Raw genomic sequence first — 19,539 nt, forward strand, 5'->3', positions numbered from 1 at the left:
CTTTCGTCATTCCGGGGTGGCCCTCGCACAGGCCAGGCCCAGAATTCCCGTTCCAGGCTCGGTCTCTCAGGACCGCCCCCGAATGACGGATCCCACCGCTCGCGTTGCCGCAATAGCCCGGATGGGGCGCGCAATCCGGGAAAGTCTATCGGTGAGGCGAAAACCCGGATTTCGGTCCGCTCCATCCGGGCCACATTGGAGCATCTAAATTTCACTATCTGTCTTTGGCGAAGAACGGCACCAGCTTGCCGGCGAACAGTTTGAAGCTCGCACTGACCTCATCGCCGATGGCGAGATCATTCTCACCATGCGCCATCATGCGAAAACCCTCGGCGCAATCGACCAGCAGGATGTTGTAGGGCACGTACGCGCGCGTCTCGGGCGTGGCGGCGCGGCAGACCAGCGACGTCGCGTAGACCCTGCCCTTGCCGCTGGCGCACTGCTCGCGCGGATCGGACGCGCCGCAGGCCGCGCAGAAGGCGCGACGAATATACTGCACATGGCCGCATGCGGTGCAGGTCTGATAAATGACGGCCTGTTCGCCCTTGGTCCAGTCGGCTAGACGCTCGCTCATCGCACCCGCTCCAGGAACATGCTGACGTGAGACGACAGCACGCCGCCGTCGCCGTGCAGCAGCGCGATCGAGGCGTCGCGCACCTGACGATTCGCCGCCCGCCCCGTCATCTGCAGATGCGTTTCCACCAGATGCGCCATGGCGCCACCAACGCCGCAATGACCGTAGCTGAGCAGGCCGCCATGGGTGTTCAGCGGCATCGCTCCATTGCGGCTGAAATGGCCAGCGCGCACGCGCGCGGCTGCCTCGCCCCGGCCAGCGAGGCCAAGATCTTCCAGCAGCATCGCGAGCGTGATCGTAAAGCTGTCGTAGATCGCCGCGTAGCGCACGTCGGAAATGGCAAGGCCGGTAACCTCCCTGGCGCGAGCGATGGAGATCTCGGCGCCGAGCTCGCTCAGGGCGGGGGCTGCAGTGACGTGCTGATGGGTATGGGCCTGGGCACAGCCGCGAATGCGCACGCGGGCCTCTCCGGTCCGCTCGCGACTGATGACGAAGGCTGCGCCGCCGTCGGACACCGGGCAGCAATCGAGCAGCTTCAGCGGCATCGCCACCGGCTTCGAGGCCATGACGTCTGCGACCTCGATGGGATCCTGGAATTGCGCACCAGGATGAGTGCAGGCGTGGGTGCGCATCAGCACCGCGAATTCGGCGAGGTCTTCTTCCGTCACGCCGTACTCGTGCATGTATCTGTTAGCGACGAGGCCGTAATAGGCCGGGATGGTCGGGCCGAGCGGCAGTTCGTAGTCGGGATGGCCGACCTGCGCCAGCGCTTGGATCGAGGCGTCGCGGCTCTGCCCAGTGAGGCGGTTCTCGCCGGCCACGACGAGCACATTGCGGGCGACGCCCGCTTCGACGAGATGATGGGCGAGCATGGTCATCGCGAGCCCGGTCGCGCCACCGACCTGGACGGCATGGGCGTAACTGGGGCGGATGCCAAAATGCTCGGCAAAAACGGTCGCCAACATGATGTGCGGCGAGACGGTGGAGTAGCCGCAGAGGATGCCGTCGATCTCGGCACGCTTGAGCCCGGCATCGTCGAGCGCAGCCTGCGCGGCCTTGCTCATCAGCTCCAGCGAGGACGAGCCTTCGTGCTTGCCGAAAGGCGTGAGACCGACGCCGGTGATGAAGCTCATGGGCGCACCAGTGCATCGTCATTCCGGGGCGGCGAACGGGTGACGCCATCGCGGACCATGGCGTCGATCTCGTCGGCGGAATAGCCGATCTCGCGCAGGATTTCCGCGCCGTGCTCGTTGAGCTGCGGCGCGAGCCGCACCGGTTCGGCTTCGGTTTCGGACCAGGTGGCCGTCACCCTCATGCTCCGGATCGGCCCTTCAGTTGGATGGTTCACCACTGGGAAAAAGCCGGTCGCCTCCAGATGCTCATCGTGCAGCATCGACGCGAGGTCGTGCATGGGCATCACCGGCACGTCGGCCTTGGTGAGCAGGTCGATCCATTCCGCGGTGCTGCGCGTCTCGAAGATGCGCGCGAGCTCGGCATAGACGACGTCGATATTGGCGGCGCGCCCGGCGAATGTCGCGAACATCGCGTCGGCGCGCAGGTCGTCGCGTCGCGTCGCCTTAAAGAAGTTCTCCCACTGCTTGTCGTTGTAGACGATGACGCTGAGATAACCGTCCGATGTCTTGTAGGGCCGGCGGTCGCGCGAGAGGTGGCGGGCGTAACCGCCCTTGTCGAGCGGGGGCTCATAGGTCAATCCGCCCATGTGGTCGCCCATGACGAAGCCGGCCATGGTCTCGAACATCGGGATGTCGACGCGCTGGCCGCGGCCGGTGCGGTCGCGGTGCACGAGGCTGGCGCAGATCGCGCCCACGGCAGTCAAGCCTACGATGCGATCGACCAGTGCGTTCGGCACATAGCGCGGCACACCGTCACCGGTCTGCGCCATCAAGGCGGGCAGCGCGGTGGCGCCCTGGATCAGATCGTCATAGGCCGGTTTTGCAGCATAGGGCCCGTCCTGGCCGAAGCCGAACACGCCGGCATAGACCAGCCGCGGATTGATTTTGGAAACAACGTCATAGCCGAGTTGAAGCCGCGCCATCGCCTGCGGGCGGACGTTGTAGACGAGAACGTCGGCGTCTTTCAGCAAGCGGAGCACGGCCTCGCGGCCGGCGGGCTTCTTCAGGTCAAGGCAGATCGAGCGCTTGCTACGGTTGGTGTTGAGAAACACCGGGCCCATGCCTGCGTGCCGCATCGGGCCGATCAGGCGGGTGACGTCGCCGTCCAGAGACTCCACCTTGATGACGTCTGCGCCGTAATCGCCGAGCATCTGGGTCGCATAGGGGCCCATCAGCACGGTGGTCATGTCGACGACCTTGATGCCCTTCAGCGGCCCCATCGTTCGCTCCCGATTGCGCGGCCTCAAGTGAGGCCTGCGATCTCGGTCCAGCTAACGGCAGTGGCGGCGCATGCGCAAGAGCCGCCGGCGTATGGCCGCATGCGCCGGCGGCGAAAGGCGGCTATTTCTTCTGACGGGAATCGCGAATCTTGAGGAGGCGGTCGAGCTCATCATTCTGCTGGTTGATGCGGTCAGCGATCCGCGACTCGTTCTGCTCACCCGAGGCGGCCGCGGCCTGCTCGATGAGCTGGCGGATATTGTCCTCGAGAATCGCGATGCGATCGTTGAGTGCGTCCATCGACAGCGAATCTTCGTAGTCATTGCTCATGATGCATCCCCTGCAAATCGATCAAGAGCTTTAAGGGCCCCCAGCGGGCCCACCATGATCTAGCGCAAGATAAGAAGGTGGGCACGGCGCTTCACGCCTTGCCTACCGTGCAGCAGCCTTACTTCAGCGGCTCCAGCACGGAGACGTAGTTGGCAACCGCCGCACCGCCCATGTTGAAAATGCCGCCGAGCTTTGCATTCTTGAGCTGCATGCCCTCGGGCGCTTGGCCGGCGAGCTGCATCGCGGTCATCACGTGCATGGAGACGCCGGTGGCGCCGATCGGATGGCCCTTGGCTTTCAGGCCACCGGACGGATTGACCGGCAGCTTGCCGTCCTTGAGCGTCCAGCCTTCCTTGATGGCACGGGCACCCTGCCCCCGCGGCGTCAAGCCCATCGCTTCGTACTCGATCAGCTCGGCGACGGTGAAGCAGTCATGGGTCTCGACGAAGGAGAGATCGGAAAGTGTAACGCCCGCCTTCTCCAGTGCGCGCTGCCAAGCGACCGTGCAGCCCTCGAACTGGAGGATGTCGCGCTTGGACATCGGCAGGAAATCCTGGGCGTGCGCGGTGGCGCGGAAGCCGATCGACTTGCTCATGCCCTTGGCGGTTTCCGCGTCGGCCAGCACCAGGGCAGCGGCACCGTCCGAGACCAGCGAGCAGTCGGTGCGCTTCAGGGGGCCGGCGACGTAGGGGTTCTTCTCGCTCTCGGCGCGGCAGAAGTCGAAGCCAAAGTCCTTGCGCATCTGGGCGAAGGGATTGGCGACGCCGTTCTTATGGTTCTTGGCCGCGATCAGCGCCAGTGCATCGGACTGGTCGCCGTATTTCTGGAAATAGGAGCTGGCGATCTTGCCGAACACGCCGGCGAAGCCGCCGACAGTGTCGCCGTCCTCGGGAAGATAGGACGCCTTGAGCAGGTTCTTGCCGATCTCCGGGCCCGGCGTGCGCGTCATCTGTTCGACCCCGACAACGAGGACAATCCTGGCCGCGCCGGCCGCGATCGCGCGCACGCCCTGATGGACGGCGGCGGAGCCGGTGGCGCAGGCGTTCTCGACCCGGGTCGCCGGCTTGAAGCGCAGCTTCGGGTCGGCCTGGAGCACCAGCGAGGCGGTAAAATCCTGGGGCGAGAAGCCGGCGTTGAAATGGCCGAGCACGATCTCGTCGACATCGCCGGCCGAAATGCCGGCATCCGCCAGCGCCTCATTGGCGACCTTCACCACAAGGCTTTCCACAGTCTCGGTGTCGAACTTGCCGAACGGCGTATGCGCCCATCCGACGATGCTGGCGGTCATGGTCATTCTCCCTGGCGGTCTCTTGCTGACCTAAGTCTTAGCTCAGGGATGGCAAGACTTCACGCGGGTTTAAGGGCCTCGAGGGTGCGCTGGCAGATGGCAGTTATGCCGGCCCAGTTCCCGGCCCTGATCTCCGCCGTCGGGCACAGCCAGGAACCGCCGACCGCGACCACATTGGGCTCCGCGAGCCAGGTTGCTGCATTGGCCTCGCCGACCCCGCCGGTCGGGCAGAACCGCACGTTCGGGAACGGCCCACCCAGCGAGCGCAGCCCCTTGATGCCGCCGGCCTGCTCGGCCGGGAAAAATTTTGCAATGTCGAAGCCGTAGGACAGCGCCATCATCAGCTCGGAGGCCGTGGCGATACCCGGCGCAAACGGCAAGGAGCTATGGGTGGCGGCCTTCAAGAGGTCCGGGGTCAAGCCCGGGCTGATGCCGAACGCAACGCCGAGCTTCTCGACACGGGTAAAGTCGGCCGGATTGAGAATCGTGCCGATGCCGACCACCGCCTCGGGCACCTCGGCCATCATCGCCCTCGCCGCCTCGATCGCAACAGGGGTACGCATGGTCACCTCCAGCGTGCGGACGCCGCCGGCCACCAGCGCACGCGCCAGCGGCACCGCATCCTGGATACGCTCGATGGTGAGGACGGGAATGACAGTCGCGGCCTTGAACAGCGCGGCGAGGTGGTTCTGTTGGGCAGTCGTGGTCATCTTGGCTTTCGTTTCACTTGGTCGCTTGACGCGTGGTCGCCGGCCGGTGCCGTTTCTTCGGCGGCATGGCATAACCCGGAATGATGGCGCCGGAATAGCAGATGACGAGGCTGGCGAGGCGGTGCCCGGCCTGGGCGGCCTCGACCGGGTCGGAACCGGCGAGCCGTGCCGCGATATAGGCCGCCGCAAAGCTATCGCCGGCCGCGGTGGTGTCGACCACGGGTTTAGTCATGGGCTCCGCGCGGACCTCATAGGGCCCCCCGGGAAAGCGCAGCAGGCTGACCGGCTCGGCGAGCCGGAACACCAGCTCGGAGCTTGGGATGCGCGCCATCAACTGCTCGTGGCTCTCACCGGGATAGAGGGCGAGCAGATCCTCGGTCGAGGTCAGCACGATGTCGGCTGCCGCGAAGGCCGCTGAAAACACCTCGCGCGCGACCTCACGATCCGGCCATCCCCGCGCGCGAAAATTGGTGTCGAACACGAAGCGGGTGCCAAGCAGACGCGCGCGCTTGATCGCCGCGAACAGGCGCTCGCGCCCGGCCGCGTCGTAGATCGAGAGCGTGATCGCAGAGAGATAGACGATGTCGTAGCTCATCAGCGAGTTGAGGAGATCGTCCGTTTCCGGCAGGTTCATCAGCTGGCGCGCCGCCGCACTGTCGCGCCAGTGGAAGAACTGGCGCTCTCCCTTCGCATCCAGCTGGATCATGTAGATGCCGGGCAGCTTGCCCGGCAGCCGCGCGACGCGCCTCGTGCCGACGCCCTCCGCAGTCCAGGCCGCGATCATCTCATCGCTCAGGGCATCGTCGCCAAGCGCGGTGAAATAATCGACCTTGACCTCGAGCCGCGCGAGGTAAACGGCCGTGTTGAGGGTGTCGCCGCCGAATCCACGCGAGTAGAGGCCCCCGCCCTGCCCGCTGGAAGGTCCGGCGGATTGTCCACCCTGGGCCTGCCGGAGCTCGACCATGCATTCGCCGATGCAAGCAACGCTCGCCATCACTTTACCCGCTCAGTCAGAGATCAGGCGACGAAATTGCCGCCGAGCTCGTCTTCGATGTGAATGCGGATGATGTCGTCGAAAGTCTTCTCGGCAGTGGTGAAGCCGAGCTCGAGCGACCGCTTTGCATTGAAGTTGCGCGGCCAGCCGCCGACGATGCCGACGATAAAGGGATCGGGCTCCCGCTTGATGCGGGCGGCGACCTTGTCGCCGGCGACGCGCTTCAGCGCAGCGATCTGCTCGCCAACCGTCGCCGACAGGCCCGGCATGGTCAAATTACGGCGCGGCCCCACCGCGGCGAGGTCCATGGTGCCGGCATGCAGCAGGAAGCCGACGGCGGAGCGCGGCGTGGCATGCCAGTGGCGGACGTCCTCGGACACGGGAAGAACCGCTTCCTTGCCGGCCAGCGGCTCGCGCAGGATGTTGGAGAAGAAGCCCGATGCCGCCTTGTTGGGCAGGCCGGGCCTGATGCAGATGGTCGGCAGGCGGATGCCGATGCCATCGAGGAAGCCGCGGCGGGAATAGTCGGCCAGCAGTAATTCGCCGATCGCCTTCTGCGTACCGTAGCTCAGAAGCGGCGTGTGGAAGAACTCGTCGCCGATCGCATCGGGGAACGGCGCGCCGAACACCGCGATCGAGGACGTGAAGACCACGCGCGGCTTGTAGCCGCCGCCTGCAAGCCTGACGGCATCGAGCAGCATTCGCGTGCCGTCGAGATTGATGCGGTAGCCCTTGTCGAAATCGAGCTCGGCTTCGCCCGAGACGATCGCGGCGAGATGAAAGATCACGTCCGGACGGCCGGCGATCAGCTTTTCGGCCGCACCCGGCACGGCGAAATCGCTCGACACGGTCTCGACGGCAAAACCGGCTCTTTCGGGCGCCTTCGGCTCGACCACGTCATGCATGGTCAGCTTGGTGATGTCGCTCTTGCCGAGCCGGCCGTCGCGCGACAACCGTTCGCACAATTTGCGGCCGACCATGCCGGCGGCGCCCAGAACCAGAATGTGCAAGAGCCTACTCCTTTTTATTGGCCGGAACGCGCCGATTTCGGCAATTCGTCCTGGCGCGCTCTCGAGGCAGGCCCCGCGATCATTCCTTCACGGCGCCGGTCATCGCCGACACATAATACTCCACGAAGAAGGAATAAAGGATAACTACGGGAACCGAGCCGGTCAGAGCCGCCGCCATCAGGGCCCCCCAGTGGTAGACGTCGCCATTGACGAGCTCGGTGATCGCGCCGACCGGGATCGTCTTGTTTTCGGACGAGGAGATGAAGGTCAGCGCGTAAATGAACTCGTTCCAGGACAACGTGAAGGCGAAGATGCCCGCCGAGATCACGCCCGGCAGCGAAAGCGGCAGCGTGATCTTCATCAGAATCTGCAGCCGCGTCGCCCCGTCGATCAGCGCACACTCCTCCAGCTCATAGGGGATGGTGCGGAAATAGCCCATCAGGAGCCAGGTGCAGAACGGGATCAGGAAGGTCGGATAGGTCAGGATCAGCGCCAAATTGCCGTCGAACAGCCCGAGCTGAAACACGATCGCCGCCAGCGGAATGAACAGAATGGAGGGCGGCACCAGATAGCCGAGGAAGATCGCAAGGCCGACATAGCGCGAGCCCTTGTAGCGAAGGCGTTCGATCGCATAGGCGGCGCAGACGCTGGCGAACAGGGAGATGAAGGTCGAGGACACCGAGACGATCACGGTGTTCCACATCCAGAGCGGATAGTCGGTGTCGAAGAACAGCTTCTTGATGTGCTCCAGCGTCGGATGCACGATCCAGAACGGATTGTACTTTTCGTAGTCGTACATCTCCGCGTCCGGCTTGAACGTCGCGACCGCCATCCAGTAGAACGGGAACAGCAGGAAGAAGATGATCAGGCCGAGCGGAAGGTAGACCCGAAAAAACTTCCGCGGGAAGCTCTCGAGATAGTCCATTCCGACGCTTTGGTCGTCTGCCGTGGTCATGGTCAGTCCCTCCCGCCCTGCTGCCAGCGGGAACGCTGAAGCCCGAAAAAGCTGAGCAGGATCGCCGCGACCAGGAACGGAATCATCGCGTTCGAGATCGCCGCCCCCTCGCCGAGATTGCCGCCGGTGATGGCGCGCTGGAACGACAGCGTCGCCATCAGATGGGTGGAGTTGATCGGTCCACCCCGCGTGATGGTGTAGATGAGCTGAAAGTCGGTGAAGGTCATCAGCACCGAGAACGTCATCACGACCGCGATGATCGGCGACAGCATCGGCAGCGTGATGTGGCGGAAGCGCTGCAGATTGGTGGCGCCGTCGAGATTGGCGGCCTCATAGAGCGAGGGCGAGATGGTCTGTAATCCCGCCAGCAGCGTGATCGCCACGAAAGGCACGCCGCGCCAGATATTGGCGGCGACGACCGACCAGCGCGCATTCCAGGGATCGCCAAGGAAATCGATATAGCGCGTGATCAGGCCGGCCTTGATCAACACCCAGGAGATGATCGAGAACTGGCTGTCATAAATCCACCAGAACGCAATCGCAGAGAGCACCGTGGGCACGACGAAGGGCAACAGCACGATAGCCCGGATCATCGACTTCATCGGCAGCCGCTCGTTGAGCAGCAGCGCCAGGTAAAGGCCGATGGCGAATTTCACCGCGCTGGCGGCGACCGTGTAGAAGATCGTGTTGAACACCGAAAGCCAGAACACTGAGTCCTTCGCCAGCGAGACGAAATTCTGGAAGCCGATGTAGCGCCCGGCGCCGCCGATCTTGGTGTCGGTCATGCCGAGCCAGAAGCCCAGCGCCAGCGGGTAAGCCAGAAACAGGATGAGGATGGCGATTGCCGGCACCATGAACATCGCGCCGAGGAAATGCCGGCTCTCGAATGCTCTGGTCCACAAGCTGCTGCGCTTGGCCTGCGCGACAGTGGACTCGGCCATAACTGCCATGTCGGATTCCCCTCGACGAAAAGTCGCGGCGTCCGGCGAACCGGACGCCGCGTAGATTGGAGCTGATCAGACCTGATAGTAGCGCTTGGCGCGCTCGGCTGCGCGTGCGGCTGCCGCCTTCGGCGTCACCGAGCCCGACGCCGCCTCGGCGAACATGTCGACGACGACGAAGTCGCCCATCACCGCGGCCGAGGCATAGCCGAGATCGCCGGCATAGCCGTTGTCGCGGCAGCGCTTCAGGCAGTCGCGATACGGCGTGATCTTCGGATCCGACGTCCACACCGGGTTGTCGTTGTAGGCCGGAAGCGGCGGCGACACGTAGCCGTTGGAGGAGACCTCCCAGGCGTCGTAGTTCGCCTTGTCCATCATGAACTTGATGTATTCCTTGACCGCCTTCGGATACTTCGAGTGCTTGTAGCCGTAATAAACCAGCACGTTCTGCTGCTCGGTCGACACGCCGACCGGACCGATCGGCATCGGCGCGTGGTTCATGTCCTTGGCGATCTCCTGCTGCTTCGGATCGGTCGAGTTCTTTCCGACGGTCCAGATAGAGATGCCGTTCAGCGTCAGGCTGAGCTCGCCGTTGAGGAACGCCTTGTTGTTGTTCGAGTCGTTCCACGACAGCACGCCGGGGATGAAGGTCTCGTAGAGCTGCTTGACGTATTCGAGCGCGGCGATCGTCTCCGGCGAGTCGATCACGACCTCGTTCTTTTCATTGACGACTTTGCCGCCGAAGGCCCACAGCGCCCACTGGCACCAGCCGTTGGCGTCACCCGTGGCGTGGCCGAGCGCGAAGCCGGCCGGCGTGTTGTTCTTCTTCAGCGCCTGGCAGAGCTTGAGGAAGCCGGCAGTGTCCTTGGGAAATTCATCGAAGCCGGCGGCCTTCACGTGGCTAACGCGATAGTTCAGGCAGCCGCCGGTCGCGCCCTGCGGAATGGCGATCCAGCTGTTGCCCTTCTTGCCGTAGCGTTCGGCAACCGGGTACCAGCCGCCATACTGCGCGCCGAGATAGTCGGCGACGTCAGTCATGTCGATCAGCTTTTCCGGGAATTTGTGGGGATCATCGAGCGTTCCGATGATCAGGTCGGGACCGGCGCCGACATTGGCGGCGACCGCGGCTTTGGGGCGGATGTCCTCCCAGCTCTCGGCCTCGAGCTTGATCTTGACGCCGGTCTTCTCGGAGAACGCCTTGGTCTGCTCGGCGAATTTGTCGAACTCGGCCTGAATGAACTGCTTCCAGCGCAAGACGCGGATGGAAGCGTTCGGCTCGGGCGTGTTGGTCCACTCCGCCGCGCGTACCGGGACAATGCCCGGGCCGGCCAGCAGCGCCGCGCCGCCCAGACCGACTTTAAGCACACTTCGCCTGTCGAAATCGCTCATCGTTCTCTCCCTAAATTTTATATTTGTATTGGGTCGTCTTGTATTGGGGCAGTTCTGCTTGGCAGTTCTTTGGCGTCGCTATACGCGTTTGCCCGTCGCCTCGTCGAACAGATGAATCACGGAAGGATCGGGCTTCAGCTTGACCTTGTCGCCCGGGTTGAACTGGTGACGTTCGCGGAAGACTGCGACGACCTGCTCACCACCGAGCTTCGCAAACACCTGCGTTTCCGAGCCGGTCGGCTCGACCACGACGATCTCGGCATCGGCGCCGTCGTCAGCGATGGTGAAATGCTCGGGACGCACGCCGTAAACGACAGGACGCCCGTCGGACGCCGCCGGCGCGTTCCTGAGCGGCAGCTTGACGCCATTCGGCCCCTCGAAGGTCGCAACGCCGTTGACCCGCACATGACCCTTCAGGAAGTTCATGGACGGCGAGCCGATAAAGCCGGCGACGAACTGGTTCTCGGGCTTGTCGTAGAGCTCGAGCGGCGTACCCATCTGCTCGACGATGCCGTCATGCATGACCACGATTTTATCGGCCATGGTCATGGCCTCGATCTGATCGTGGGTGACGTAGACCGTCGTGGTCTTCAGCCGCTGGTGCAGCTCCTTGATCTCGGTGCGCATCGCGACGCGCAGCTTGGCGTCGAGGTTCGACAAGGGCTCGTCGAACAGGAACACCTGCGGATCGCGCACGATGGCGCGGCCCATGGCGACGCGCTGGCGCTGGCCGCCGGAGAGCTGGCGCGGATAGCGTTCGAGCAGCGGCGACAGTGCCAGGATCTCGGCGGCGCGCTTGACGCGCTTGTTGATCTCTTCGGTGCTCTCGCCCCGCAGCTTCATCGAGAAGCCCATGTTCTCGCCGACCGTCATGTGCGGATAGAGCGCGTAGTTCTGGAACACCATCGCAATGTCCCGCTCCTTGGGCTGGACATTGTTGACGACGCGGTCGCCGATCGAGATCGTGCCTGAGGTGATGTTCTCGAGACCGGCGAGCATGCGCAGAAGCGTCGACTTGCCGCAGCCGGAGGGGCCAACCAGGACAACGAACTGGCCGTCCTCGATCGGAATCGAAACGCCGTGCAGGACTTCAAAATTGCCGAACGATTTCCGCACGTCGCGGATTTGCACAGACGACATCTAGCTCCCTCCTCGAAAGTCCACGACGCATCTCGCGCCGCGACCGTCTTGTTTTTTCTGACTTCACCGAACGAAGCCCAACCTTAGCGGGCGACATTGTCGGCAGTTTGCGCGGTTTTGGCAATTTGTCTTTGGTTAGTCCGTGCTGGTAGCGCTGTCAACGTTCCTTTGTTTGCGACAGTGAGTGTGTTAAGAGCAGCAAATGGGTCGAAACCGCACCAAGTCAGGCAAAATCCGGCTGGCGGAAGTCGCCGAGCTCGCCGGCGTAAGCCCGATCACAGCGTCCCGCTTCTTCCGCAATCCCGAGGCGCTGTCGGTGGCCAAACGGACCCGGGTCGAAAGCGCGGCTAGGGAGCTTGGCTATGTGCCGAACCTGGCGGCGCGCGCGTTGGCCTCGCAGCGCACCGAGGTGATCGGTGTCTTGATTCCGTCGCTGACCAATAACGTGTTCTCCGACGTGCTACGCGGCATCTACGACGCCTCCGAAAACAGCCGTTACTCGATCCAGTTGTCCAACACACGCTACAGTATTCTCCAGGAGGAGAAGCTGCTGCGGCTGTTTCTTGCGCAGAAGCCGGCCGGGCTGATCGTCACCGGCATCGACCAGACCACGGAATCGCGCGCAATGCTCGATGCCGCCGACTGCCCGATCGTGCAGATCATGGAGATCGGACCCAATCCGATCGACATGATGATCGGCTTTTCGCACTATGACGCAGCCCGTGCGGCGGTTGCGCATCTGTTCGCGCAAGGTCACCGCAAGATCGGTTTCGTCGGCGCACGGATGGATCCGCGGGTGCAGCGCCGGCTCGACGGATACGTCTCGGCCATGAAAGACGCCGGACTGTTCGACCAACGCCTCGTCGTCACCACGGCGACTCCGACCTCGGTAACGCTCGGAGGCGCCCTGTTCACCGATCTCCTGGCGCGGGAGCCCGGCATGGACGCGGTGTTCTGCGCCAATGACGACCTCGCGCTGGGTGTGCTGTTCGAATGCAGGCGCCGCGAGATCGCGATCCCCGAACAGATCGCGATCGTTGGCTTCAACGATCTCGAATTCATGGCCTCCGCCGTCCCGACTTTGACGAGCGTGCGCACCAACCGCTACGAGATGGGCAACACGGCCGCCAGCATGCTGATCGACGCGATCGACGGACGGCGTCCGGAGCAGCCGGTGCTCGATCTCGGCTTCAAGGTGATCGAGCGGCAAAGCTCGTCGGCCCGGCGTTCCGACAACCGGCCAGCCGTTTCAGGCGGGGGTGTTGCGAACAAAATGGTAGCGTTACCAAGTGGCCATGACTAGTATCGGATTTGTGAGGAAACGACCCGCCAGCGGGCAGGCAAATCGTCGCTCGCGCCGTTGGGCATCGCACAAGCCGATACCATAAAACGGACGCCAGTGCGTTTGCATTGCAGGAGAAACCAATGACAAAAAAACCAACCAATGGGCATGCCCCCGCCGGCAACGGCGCTCGCCGCCACCTCCGCTCGCAGGAATGGTTCAACAATCCGCATAATCCGGGCATGACCGCGCTCTATATGGAGCGCTATTTGAACTACGGTCTCACCCGCGCCGAGCTCCAGTCCGGCAAACCGATCATCGGCATCGCGCAGACCGGCAACGACCTCTCCCCCTGCAACCGCCACCATATCGAGCTTGCCCATCGCGTCCGCGAAGGCATCCGCGAGGCCGGCGGCATTGCGATGGAATTCCCGACCCATCCGATCCAGGAGACCGGCAAGCGCCCGACCGCGGCGCTCGACCGCAACCTCGCTTATCTCGGCCTCGTCGAAATCCTCTACGGCTATCCGCTCGACGGCGTGGTGCTGACCACGGGCTGCGACAAGACCACGCCGGCCTGCATGATGGCGGCGGCGACCGTCAACCTGCCCGCGATCGTGCTGTCGGGCGGGCCGATGCTGAACGGCTGGCACAATGGCGAGCGCACCGGCTCCGGCACCATCGTCTGGAAATCGCGCGAGCGCCTCGCCGCCGGCGAGATTGACTATGAAGAATTCATGGAGATCGTGGCGTCATCGGCGCCCTCGGTCGGCCATTGCAACACCATGGGCACCGCTTCGACCATGAACGGGCTCGCGGAAGCGCTCGGCTTCTCGCTGCCGGGCTGTGCGGCGATCCCCGCCCCCTATCGCGAGCGCGGCCAGATCGCCTACGAGACGGGAAAACGCATCGTCGACATGGTCTGGGAAGACCTCAAGCCTTCGGACATCCTGACCCGCAAGGCGTTCGAGAACTGCATCGTGATCAATTCGGCGATCGGCGGCTCGACCAACGCACCGATCCACATTAACGCGCTGGCGCGCCACATCGGCGTCGAGCTCTCCATCGACGACTGGCAGAAGGTCGGCCACGACGTGCCGCTGCTGGTGAACATGCAGCCGGCCGGCTTCTATCTCGGCGAGGAATTCCACCGCGCCGGCGGCGTGCCGGCCGTGGTGCGCGAACTGATGAAGCACAAGCGCATCCACGAGGACGCGGTCACGGTCAACGGCCGCGGCATCGGCGAGAACTGCGCCAATGCGCCAAAACCCGACAACGACGTGATCTGGTCTTACGACAAGCCGCTGGTGAAGGACGCCGGCTTCCTGGTGCTGAAGGGCAATCTGTTCGATTCCGCGATCATGAAGACCAGCGTGATCTCCAAGGAGTTCCGCGATCGCTACCTCAGCAACCCGACCGATCTCAATGCATTCGAGGGCCGCGCCATCGTGTTCGAGGGTCCCGAGGACTATCACGAGCGGATCGACGATCCCTCACTCGAGATCGACGAGCGCTGCGTGCTGTTCATCCGCGGCACCGGCCCGATCGGCTATCCCGGCGGCGCCGAGGTCGTGAACATGCAGCCCCCTGCGGCGCTGATCAAGCGCGGCATCATGTCCCTGCCCTGCATCGGCGACGGCCGCCAGTCGGGCACCTCGGGCTCCCCTTCGATCCTCAATGCTTCGCCGGAAGCCGCCGCCAATGGCGGGCTCGCGATCCTCAGAAACGGCGACAAGGTACGCGTCGATCTGAACAAGGGCAGTGCCAACATTCTCATCTCCGACGACGAGGTGAAGAAGCGCCACGCCGAGCTGGCGGCGAATGGCGGCTTCAAGCATCCGCCGAACCAGACGCCGTGGCAGGAGCTTTATCGCAACACCGTCGGCCAGCAGTCGACCGGTGCCTGCATGGAGCTCGCTACGCGCTATCAGAACGTCGCCGGCACATTTGGCGTAGCGCGGGATAATCACTGAGTTAGGAACACGTAGCCCGGGTGAGCGGAGCGACACCCGGGACATCCGCTCCCGGATATCGCGCTCGCGCGCTCATCCGGGCTACGGCACTGAGAAAATCGAGGAGAATACAAATGGCAGACCGCCTCAAGGGAAAGCGCGCCGTCATCACGGCTGCAGCGGCAGGCATCGGGCGCGCATGCGCCATTGCATTCGCGCGTGAAGGCGCAACCATCATCGCCACCGACATCAATGAGAGCGGCATCGCGAGCCTGGCTAAGGAAGGTATTGCCGAGACTGCGAAGCTCGACGTGCGCAGCACCGCCGACGTTAACGCCTTCGCCAAGCGCGTCGGCAAGGTCGACATCCTGCTCAACGCGGCGGGCTTCGTGCACCACGGCACCATCCTGGAGTGTTCGGAAGAGGATTTTGATTTCTCGTTCGACCTCAACGTCAAGTCGATGCACCGGACCATCAGGGCCTTCCTGCCGGACATGCTCGCGGGCGGCGGCGGCAGCATCGTCAACATCTCCTCCTGCGCGGCGCTGCGGCCGCCGGCCAACCGTTACGTCTACAGCGCTTCGAAGGCAGCGGTGTCGCTGCTGACGCGCGCGGTCGCGCTCGACTTCATCACCAAGGGCATCCGCTGCAACAGCATCTGCCCGGGCACCGTCGAGACGCCTTCGATGCTCGACCGTGCCGCAGCGCAAGGGCCGCAGGGCAAGGAGATGTTCGTCTCCCGCCAGAAGATGGGCCGGCTCGGCACCGCCGACGAGATCGCATCCATGGCGGTCTATCTCGGCAGCGACGAGAGCGCCTTCACCACCGGTGTCGACCTCGTGGTCGACGGCGGCTACATGCTCTGACGCCAGAGGCCCGGCATGAACAAGATCGATCTCAACGGCCGTGTCGCCATCGTCACCGGCGGCGCGCAGGGCTTTGGCCGCGCCATTGTTCAGCGCTTCGTCGCCTCCGGCGCCAAGGTCGCGATCTGGGATTTTGATGCAGCCCTGGCCGAGAAGACGGCAAAGGAAATCGGCGATAACACCTGCGTCTTCAAGGTCGACGTCACCGATACCGCGGCCGTCGAGCAGGCCCGCGACGCGACGCTGGCCGCCTTCGGCAAGATCGACATCCTCGTCAACAATGCCGGCATCGCCGGCGTCAACAAGCCGGTCTGGGAGACCGATCTCGAGGAATGGCGGAAAGTTCTGCGCATCAACCTCGACGGCCCTTTCATCGTCTGCAAGGCGATCGTGCCTTGGATGCTCAAGCAGAAGTACGGGCGCATCGTCAACATCGCCTCGATCGCCGGCAAGGAAGGCAATCCCAACGCCTCGCATTATTCGGCGTCCAAGGCCGGCCTGATCGCGCTGACCAAGTCGCTCGGCAAGGAATTGGCCGCACACGACATTCTCGTCAATGCGGTGACTCCCGCGGCTGCGAAGACGGCGATCTTCGACCAGATGACGCAGCAGCATATCGACTTCATGCTGTCGAAAATCCCGAAAGCGCGCTTTGTGCTGGTGGAAGAGCTAGCCGCGATGGTGAGCTGGCTCGCATCCGAGGACTGCGCGTTCTCGACCGGCGCCGTGTTCGACATCTCGGGTGGGCGGGCAACCTATTGAGGCAGCCATGATCCGAGAAGGCGGATGTCTGTGCGGCGCGGTGCGGTTCAAGGCGGAGGGCGAGCCGCTCAACGTCCGCATCTGCCATTGCCGCCTCTGTCAGAAGGCGATGGGCTCGCCCTACTTCGCCCGCGCGCAATTCGACCAGCGCGCACTGACTGTCGAGGGCGACACCGAGCGCTATGCGTCGTCCGAGAACATCGACCGCGTGTTCTGTAAGCGCTGCGGCACGCGCCTGTTCGCCTGGCGGCGCAACGGCACGCTGGCTGGCGTTGCGCTGGCGACCTTCGACGATCGCAACGCGTTTGTGCCCACCGAGCACATCTGGGTCAGCGAAAAGATGGGCTGGGTGACGATCGAGGACGGCATGATCCGATATGACGGGACGATCCCGACGTAGCTCATCCGGCGCCAAGGCTCCACGTCACGGCCGCTGGTCTCGCCGATCATTTGCGGCGTGGCATTTCGGGACCGCCCACCCTATGTTGGGGTGACGCGTTGCTGCACCACCGGTTGGCTGGGTCGGCTGCAAGACCGCAGGCAAACCGGGACGGACGAGCCGTGAACATTTCCTTGTATGACCTCTCGGTGTGGGTGCTGCCGCTGGTGCTCGCCATCACCTTCCACGAGGCTGCCCACGCCTTCGTCGCACATCGTCTCGGTGATGATACCGCATGGCAGCTCGGCCGTGTCAGCTTCAACCCGCTCCGCCACATCGACCCGTTCGGCACGCTGATATTGCCGGCGATGCTGCTGTTCGCGCATTCGCCATTCCTGTTCGGCTATGCCAAGCCTGTGCCGGTGAATTTCCGCAAGCTCAACGACCCCAGACTCGGCATGGTCTGGGTGGCGCTGGCCGGGCCCGCCACCAACATCCTGCTGGCGCTGTCCGCAGCTCTTGCCCTGCACGCCCTGCCCTGGGCCCCAGCGAACTCGGCGCAATGGATCTTTGACAATCTCAAGAACGCACTGCTGATCAACGCGGTGCTGGCGGTGTTCAACATGATGCCGATCCCGCCGCTCGACGGCGGGCGCGTCGCGGTAGGGCTGCTGCCCCGGCCACTCGCCCTCCCGCTGGCGCGGCTCGAGCCGTTCGGGATGCTGATTCTGATCGGCTTGCTGATCCTGCTACCGCTGGCAGGCTCGCAGTTCGGTCTAAATCTTGATGTTATTTCAGCAATACTGCGAACGTTGACCGGTTATGTGATTCAGGCTGTTCTCATTCTGACCGGCAATACGTAGTTGAACAGCACACCCGAACACAAGCCGAAGGGCTCGAGGCCGACTTGGTCAAAGCTGCCGATATGCTGATCGCGCGACGCGCTGATACCCGCGCTCGCGCCGATTTTGCCACCTGGAAGATGATGGCCAAGCTCAACGGGTCGTCCGCGCTGCCTCCGGAGGCGCAGGAGTTCCTCCTGAGCTACAAGAACCTGCGGGCGCAGATGAACGAGGGTGAGGCTACCGAGGCCACCATCGGCGCCATCTACAAGGCCTACTATGCCGAGATGGGCGGCGCGGGAACTCCACCTGACGTCCGCCCCCGGGCGGCTGAACCGGCGGCGGACAATGTTACCGCTTTCCGCCGCCCCGAACCGAAGCTGAAGAAGGCCAGTTTCTTCCGGGCAGCGACCGCGGGCGCAACCCAGAAGCGGCCGCTCCCGGTGGCCCTGATCTTCGCCTGCCTGGTCGTGGTCTATGTCGGGATCAGGCTCTACTGGCGCTGAGCCGTCTTCTTCTTTTTCCTTGCGTCCGGCGGCGTGAAGATGATGTCGACGGTGCGCTCGAACCGGTCGTCGGTCAGGCTGGCAGGCGGCTGCGGGATGGGATCGGATTTGCGGACAATCGAGATCGCGGCCGCATCGTAAGCTGCATCCCCGGACGACTCGACAACGTCGACTGAAAGCACGTTGCCCCGTCGGTTGATCGCGAAGCTGACCTTGACTTTCTGATTGTTGGGCTCCTTGCCTTCCGGATTGACCTTGTGGGCCGTAAGGTGCGCGCTAATCTTGCGATTCCAGTCTGCCGTGAGCTTTAGAATGTCCTTGCCGATGCCCAGCACGGGCGCCAGTGCCTTCTCGGCCTCGCGCGCGTCCTCGTCGAGCGTCTGCCGCGCCGTCGCAACGGACTTCGGCGAGGCCTCCGCAGCGGGCGTTTCGACCGCCGCAATCTTCGGATCCTCGTCCTGCGGCTTCTTCGAAATGTTCTCGGTGACGACCCGATCGGGATCGTCGACCTGTTGCGACTGATCCTTTGGAAGCTCGGTTTCCTTGGTCTCGGCCTTTTGCTCGGGAAGCGCCTGCTGCTCCTGCATCGCTTCACTATCCGGTCCCGGCGGAAGGTCGGTGTCAGGCGCCTTCGGCGAGGCCATCTCGACAGCGAACTCCGCGCCGGCCGCGCCGAGGCCGTCATCGGCGTCATCGGCCCGCAGGTGCGCCAACGCGAGCGCGGCCCCGCCCAGATGGAGCGCGAGCGCCGCCATCGCTGCCAAAATCCAAAGCGTCCGGGCTGGTCTGGACTCGTCCGACATAGCGGGCCTCTAAGGCTGAGCGGCGCCTGCCGCGGGCGCCCCCGGAGCGCCTTCCAGCGCAACCAACTTCACCCGCGAATAGCCGCCTGAGCGCAACAGCTCCATGACGCCCATCAACTCGCCATACGGCACCGAGCGATCGGCGCGCAGGAACACGTACTTGTCCTTGCTCATGTCGGACAGCCCGTCGAGGGTGCCGATCAACTCGGCGCGGTGGACCGGGTTCTCTCCGATGGCAAGCGTCAAATCGGGCTTGATGCTGAGATAGGTCGGCTTGTCCGGCTTCTTCTGCGGCGTCGCGCTCGACGTCGGCAGATCGATCGGCAGGTCGACGGTCGAGAGCGGCGCTGCGACCATGAAGATGATCAGCAGCACCAGGATGACGTCGATGAACGGCGTGACGTTGATTTCATGCGTTTCGCCGAAATCGTCGTCGTCATCATTGTCTGCGAGCGAAACGCCCAT

21 protein-coding genes are annotated in these 19,539 nt (G+C 63.8%); 7 read left to right on the forward strand and 14 right to left on the reverse strand.

What is annotated here, in order from left to right; translation table 11 throughout:
- Positions 1–214: 214 nt before the first annotated feature.
- From IVB07_RS22550 to ugpC, 12 genes are all read right to left on the reverse strand, one after another.
- Positions 215–574, reverse strand: coding sequence for an OB-fold domain-containing protein (locus IVB07_RS22550; protein WP_018459237.1), 360 nt, complete (start codon positions 572–574; stop codon positions 215–217).
- Positions 571–1,707, reverse strand: a complete 1,137-nt coding sequence (locus IVB07_RS22555; protein WP_018459238.1) for a thiolase family protein — start codon at positions 1,705–1,707, stop codon at positions 571–573. Before IVB07_RS22555 ends, IVB07_RS22550 begins: the two co-directional genes overlap by 4 nt.
- Positions 1,704–2,927 carry a CoA transferase gene (locus tag IVB07_RS22560; protein WP_018459239.1) on the reverse strand — a complete coding sequence of 408 codons (1,224 nt, stop codon included), beginning with the start codon at positions 2,925–2,927 and terminating at the stop codon, positions 1,704–1,706. Before IVB07_RS22560 ends, IVB07_RS22555 begins: the two co-directional genes overlap by 4 nt.
- Before the next feature lie 121 nt (positions 2,928–3,048).
- Positions 3,049–3,255 carry a hypothetical protein gene (locus IVB07_RS22565; protein ID WP_018459240.1) on the reverse strand — a complete coding sequence of 69 codons (207 nt, stop codon included), beginning with the start codon at positions 3,253–3,255 and terminating at the stop codon, positions 3,049–3,051.
- Positions 3,256–3,373: 118 nt separating this feature from the next.
- The gene (locus IVB07_RS22570; protein ID WP_007609038.1) at positions 3,374–4,543 is read right to left on the reverse strand and encodes an acetyl-CoA acetyltransferase; all 1,170 of its coding nucleotides are present in this window, start codon (positions 4,541–4,543) and stop codon (positions 3,374–3,376) included.
- Between the two features lie 59 nt (positions 4,544–4,602).
- A complete protein-coding gene (gene eda, locus IVB07_RS22575) occupies positions 4,603–5,253 on the reverse strand; it encodes a bifunctional 4-hydroxy-2-oxoglutarate aldolase/2-dehydro-3-deoxy-phosphogluconate aldolase (protein WP_018459241.1) in 651 nt (216 codons plus the stop codon).
- Between the two features lie 13 nt (positions 5,254–5,266).
- Positions 5,267–6,247, reverse strand: a complete 981-nt coding sequence (locus IVB07_RS22580) for a sugar kinase (protein WP_018459242.1) — start codon at positions 6,245–6,247, stop codon at positions 5,267–5,269.
- A gap of 23 nt (positions 6,248–6,270) precedes the next feature.
- Entirely contained in the window at positions 6,271–7,257 is a 987-nt protein-coding gene (gene denD, locus IVB07_RS22585; RefSeq protein ID WP_018459243.1) for a D-erythronate dehydrogenase, read from the reverse strand.
- A gap of 79 nt (positions 7,258–7,336) precedes the next feature.
- Positions 7,337–8,212, reverse strand: a complete 876-nt coding sequence (locus IVB07_RS22590; protein ID WP_007592322.1) for a carbohydrate ABC transporter permease — start codon at positions 8,210–8,212, stop codon at positions 7,337–7,339.
- Positions 8,213–8,214: 2 nt separating this feature from the next.
- Positions 8,215–9,162: a sugar ABC transporter permease gene (locus IVB07_RS22595; RefSeq protein WP_007592324.1), complete on the reverse strand. Its 948-nt coding sequence runs from the start codon at positions 9,160–9,162 to the stop codon at positions 8,215–8,217.
- 66 nt (positions 9,163–9,228) lie between these two features.
- On the reverse strand, positions 9,229–10,542 hold the full coding sequence (locus IVB07_RS22600; protein WP_018459245.1) for an ABC transporter substrate-binding protein: 1,314 nt from the start codon (positions 10,540–10,542) through the stop codon (positions 9,229–9,231).
- A gap of 78 nt (positions 10,543–10,620) precedes the next feature.
- Entirely contained in the window at positions 10,621–11,682 is a 1,062-nt protein-coding gene (gene ugpC / locus IVB07_RS22605; RefSeq protein WP_007592328.1) for a sn-glycerol-3-phosphate ABC transporter ATP-binding protein UgpC, read from the reverse strand.
- 202 nt (positions 11,683–11,884) lie between these two features.
- On the opposite strand from ugpC, the gene IVB07_RS22610 reads away from it, so the two are divergent.
- The 7 genes from IVB07_RS22610 (at position 11,885) to IVB07_RS22640 (ending at position 18,271) form a co-directional block, all read left to right on the forward strand.
- Entirely contained in the window at positions 11,885–12,985 is a 1,101-nt protein-coding gene (locus IVB07_RS22610; RefSeq protein ID WP_018459246.1) for a LacI family DNA-binding transcriptional regulator, read from the forward strand.
- A gap of 122 nt (positions 12,986–13,107) precedes the next feature.
- Positions 13,108–14,937, forward strand: coding sequence for an IlvD/Edd family dehydratase (locus tag IVB07_RS22615; protein WP_018459247.1), 1,830 nt, complete (start codon positions 13,108–13,110; stop codon positions 14,935–14,937).
- 113 nt (positions 14,938–15,050) lie between these two features.
- Positions 15,051–15,782 (forward strand): SDR family oxidoreductase, encoded by a 732-nt coding sequence (locus IVB07_RS22620; protein WP_247766684.1) that lies wholly within the window; start codon positions 15,051–15,053, stop codon positions 15,780–15,782.
- Between the two features lie 15 nt (positions 15,783–15,797).
- The gene (locus IVB07_RS22625) at positions 15,798–16,544 is read left to right on the forward strand and encodes an SDR family NAD(P)-dependent oxidoreductase (protein ID WP_018459249.1); all 747 of its coding nucleotides are present in this window, start codon (positions 15,798–15,800) and stop codon (positions 16,542–16,544) included.
- A gap of 7 nt (positions 16,545–16,551) precedes the next feature.
- On the forward strand, positions 16,552–16,944 hold the full coding sequence (locus tag IVB07_RS22630; RefSeq protein WP_018459250.1) for a GFA family protein: 393 nt from the start codon (positions 16,552–16,554) through the stop codon (positions 16,942–16,944).
- A 161-nt stretch (positions 16,945–17,105) separates the two neighbouring features.
- Entirely contained in the window at positions 17,106–17,786 is a 681-nt protein-coding gene (locus tag IVB07_RS22635; protein ID WP_026233763.1) for a site-2 protease family protein, read from the forward strand.
- A 62-nt stretch (positions 17,787–17,848) separates the two neighbouring features.
- Positions 17,849–18,271: a hypothetical protein gene (locus IVB07_RS22640; protein WP_018459252.1), complete on the forward strand. Its 423-nt coding sequence runs from the start codon at positions 17,849–17,851 to the stop codon at positions 18,269–18,271.
- Here the strand turns inward: IVB07_RS22640 and IVB07_RS22645 are convergent.
- Positions 18,259–19,074, reverse strand: coding sequence for a TonB family protein (locus IVB07_RS22645; protein ID WP_085352796.1), 816 nt, complete (start codon positions 19,072–19,074; stop codon positions 18,259–18,261). The genes IVB07_RS22640 and IVB07_RS22645 overlap by 13 nt on opposite strands.
- Before the next feature lie 9 nt (positions 19,075–19,083).
- Positions 19,084–19,539 (reverse strand): TonB system transport protein ExbD, encoded by a 456-nt coding sequence (gene exbD / locus IVB07_RS22650; RefSeq protein ID WP_018459254.1) that lies wholly within the window; start codon positions 19,537–19,539, stop codon positions 19,084–19,086.

Source organism: Bradyrhizobium sp. 172 (genome assembly GCF_023101065.1).
In the GTDB taxonomy this organism is placed as follows: Bacteria; Pseudomonadota; Alphaproteobacteria; order Rhizobiales; family Xanthobacteraceae; genus Bradyrhizobium; species Bradyrhizobium canariense_D.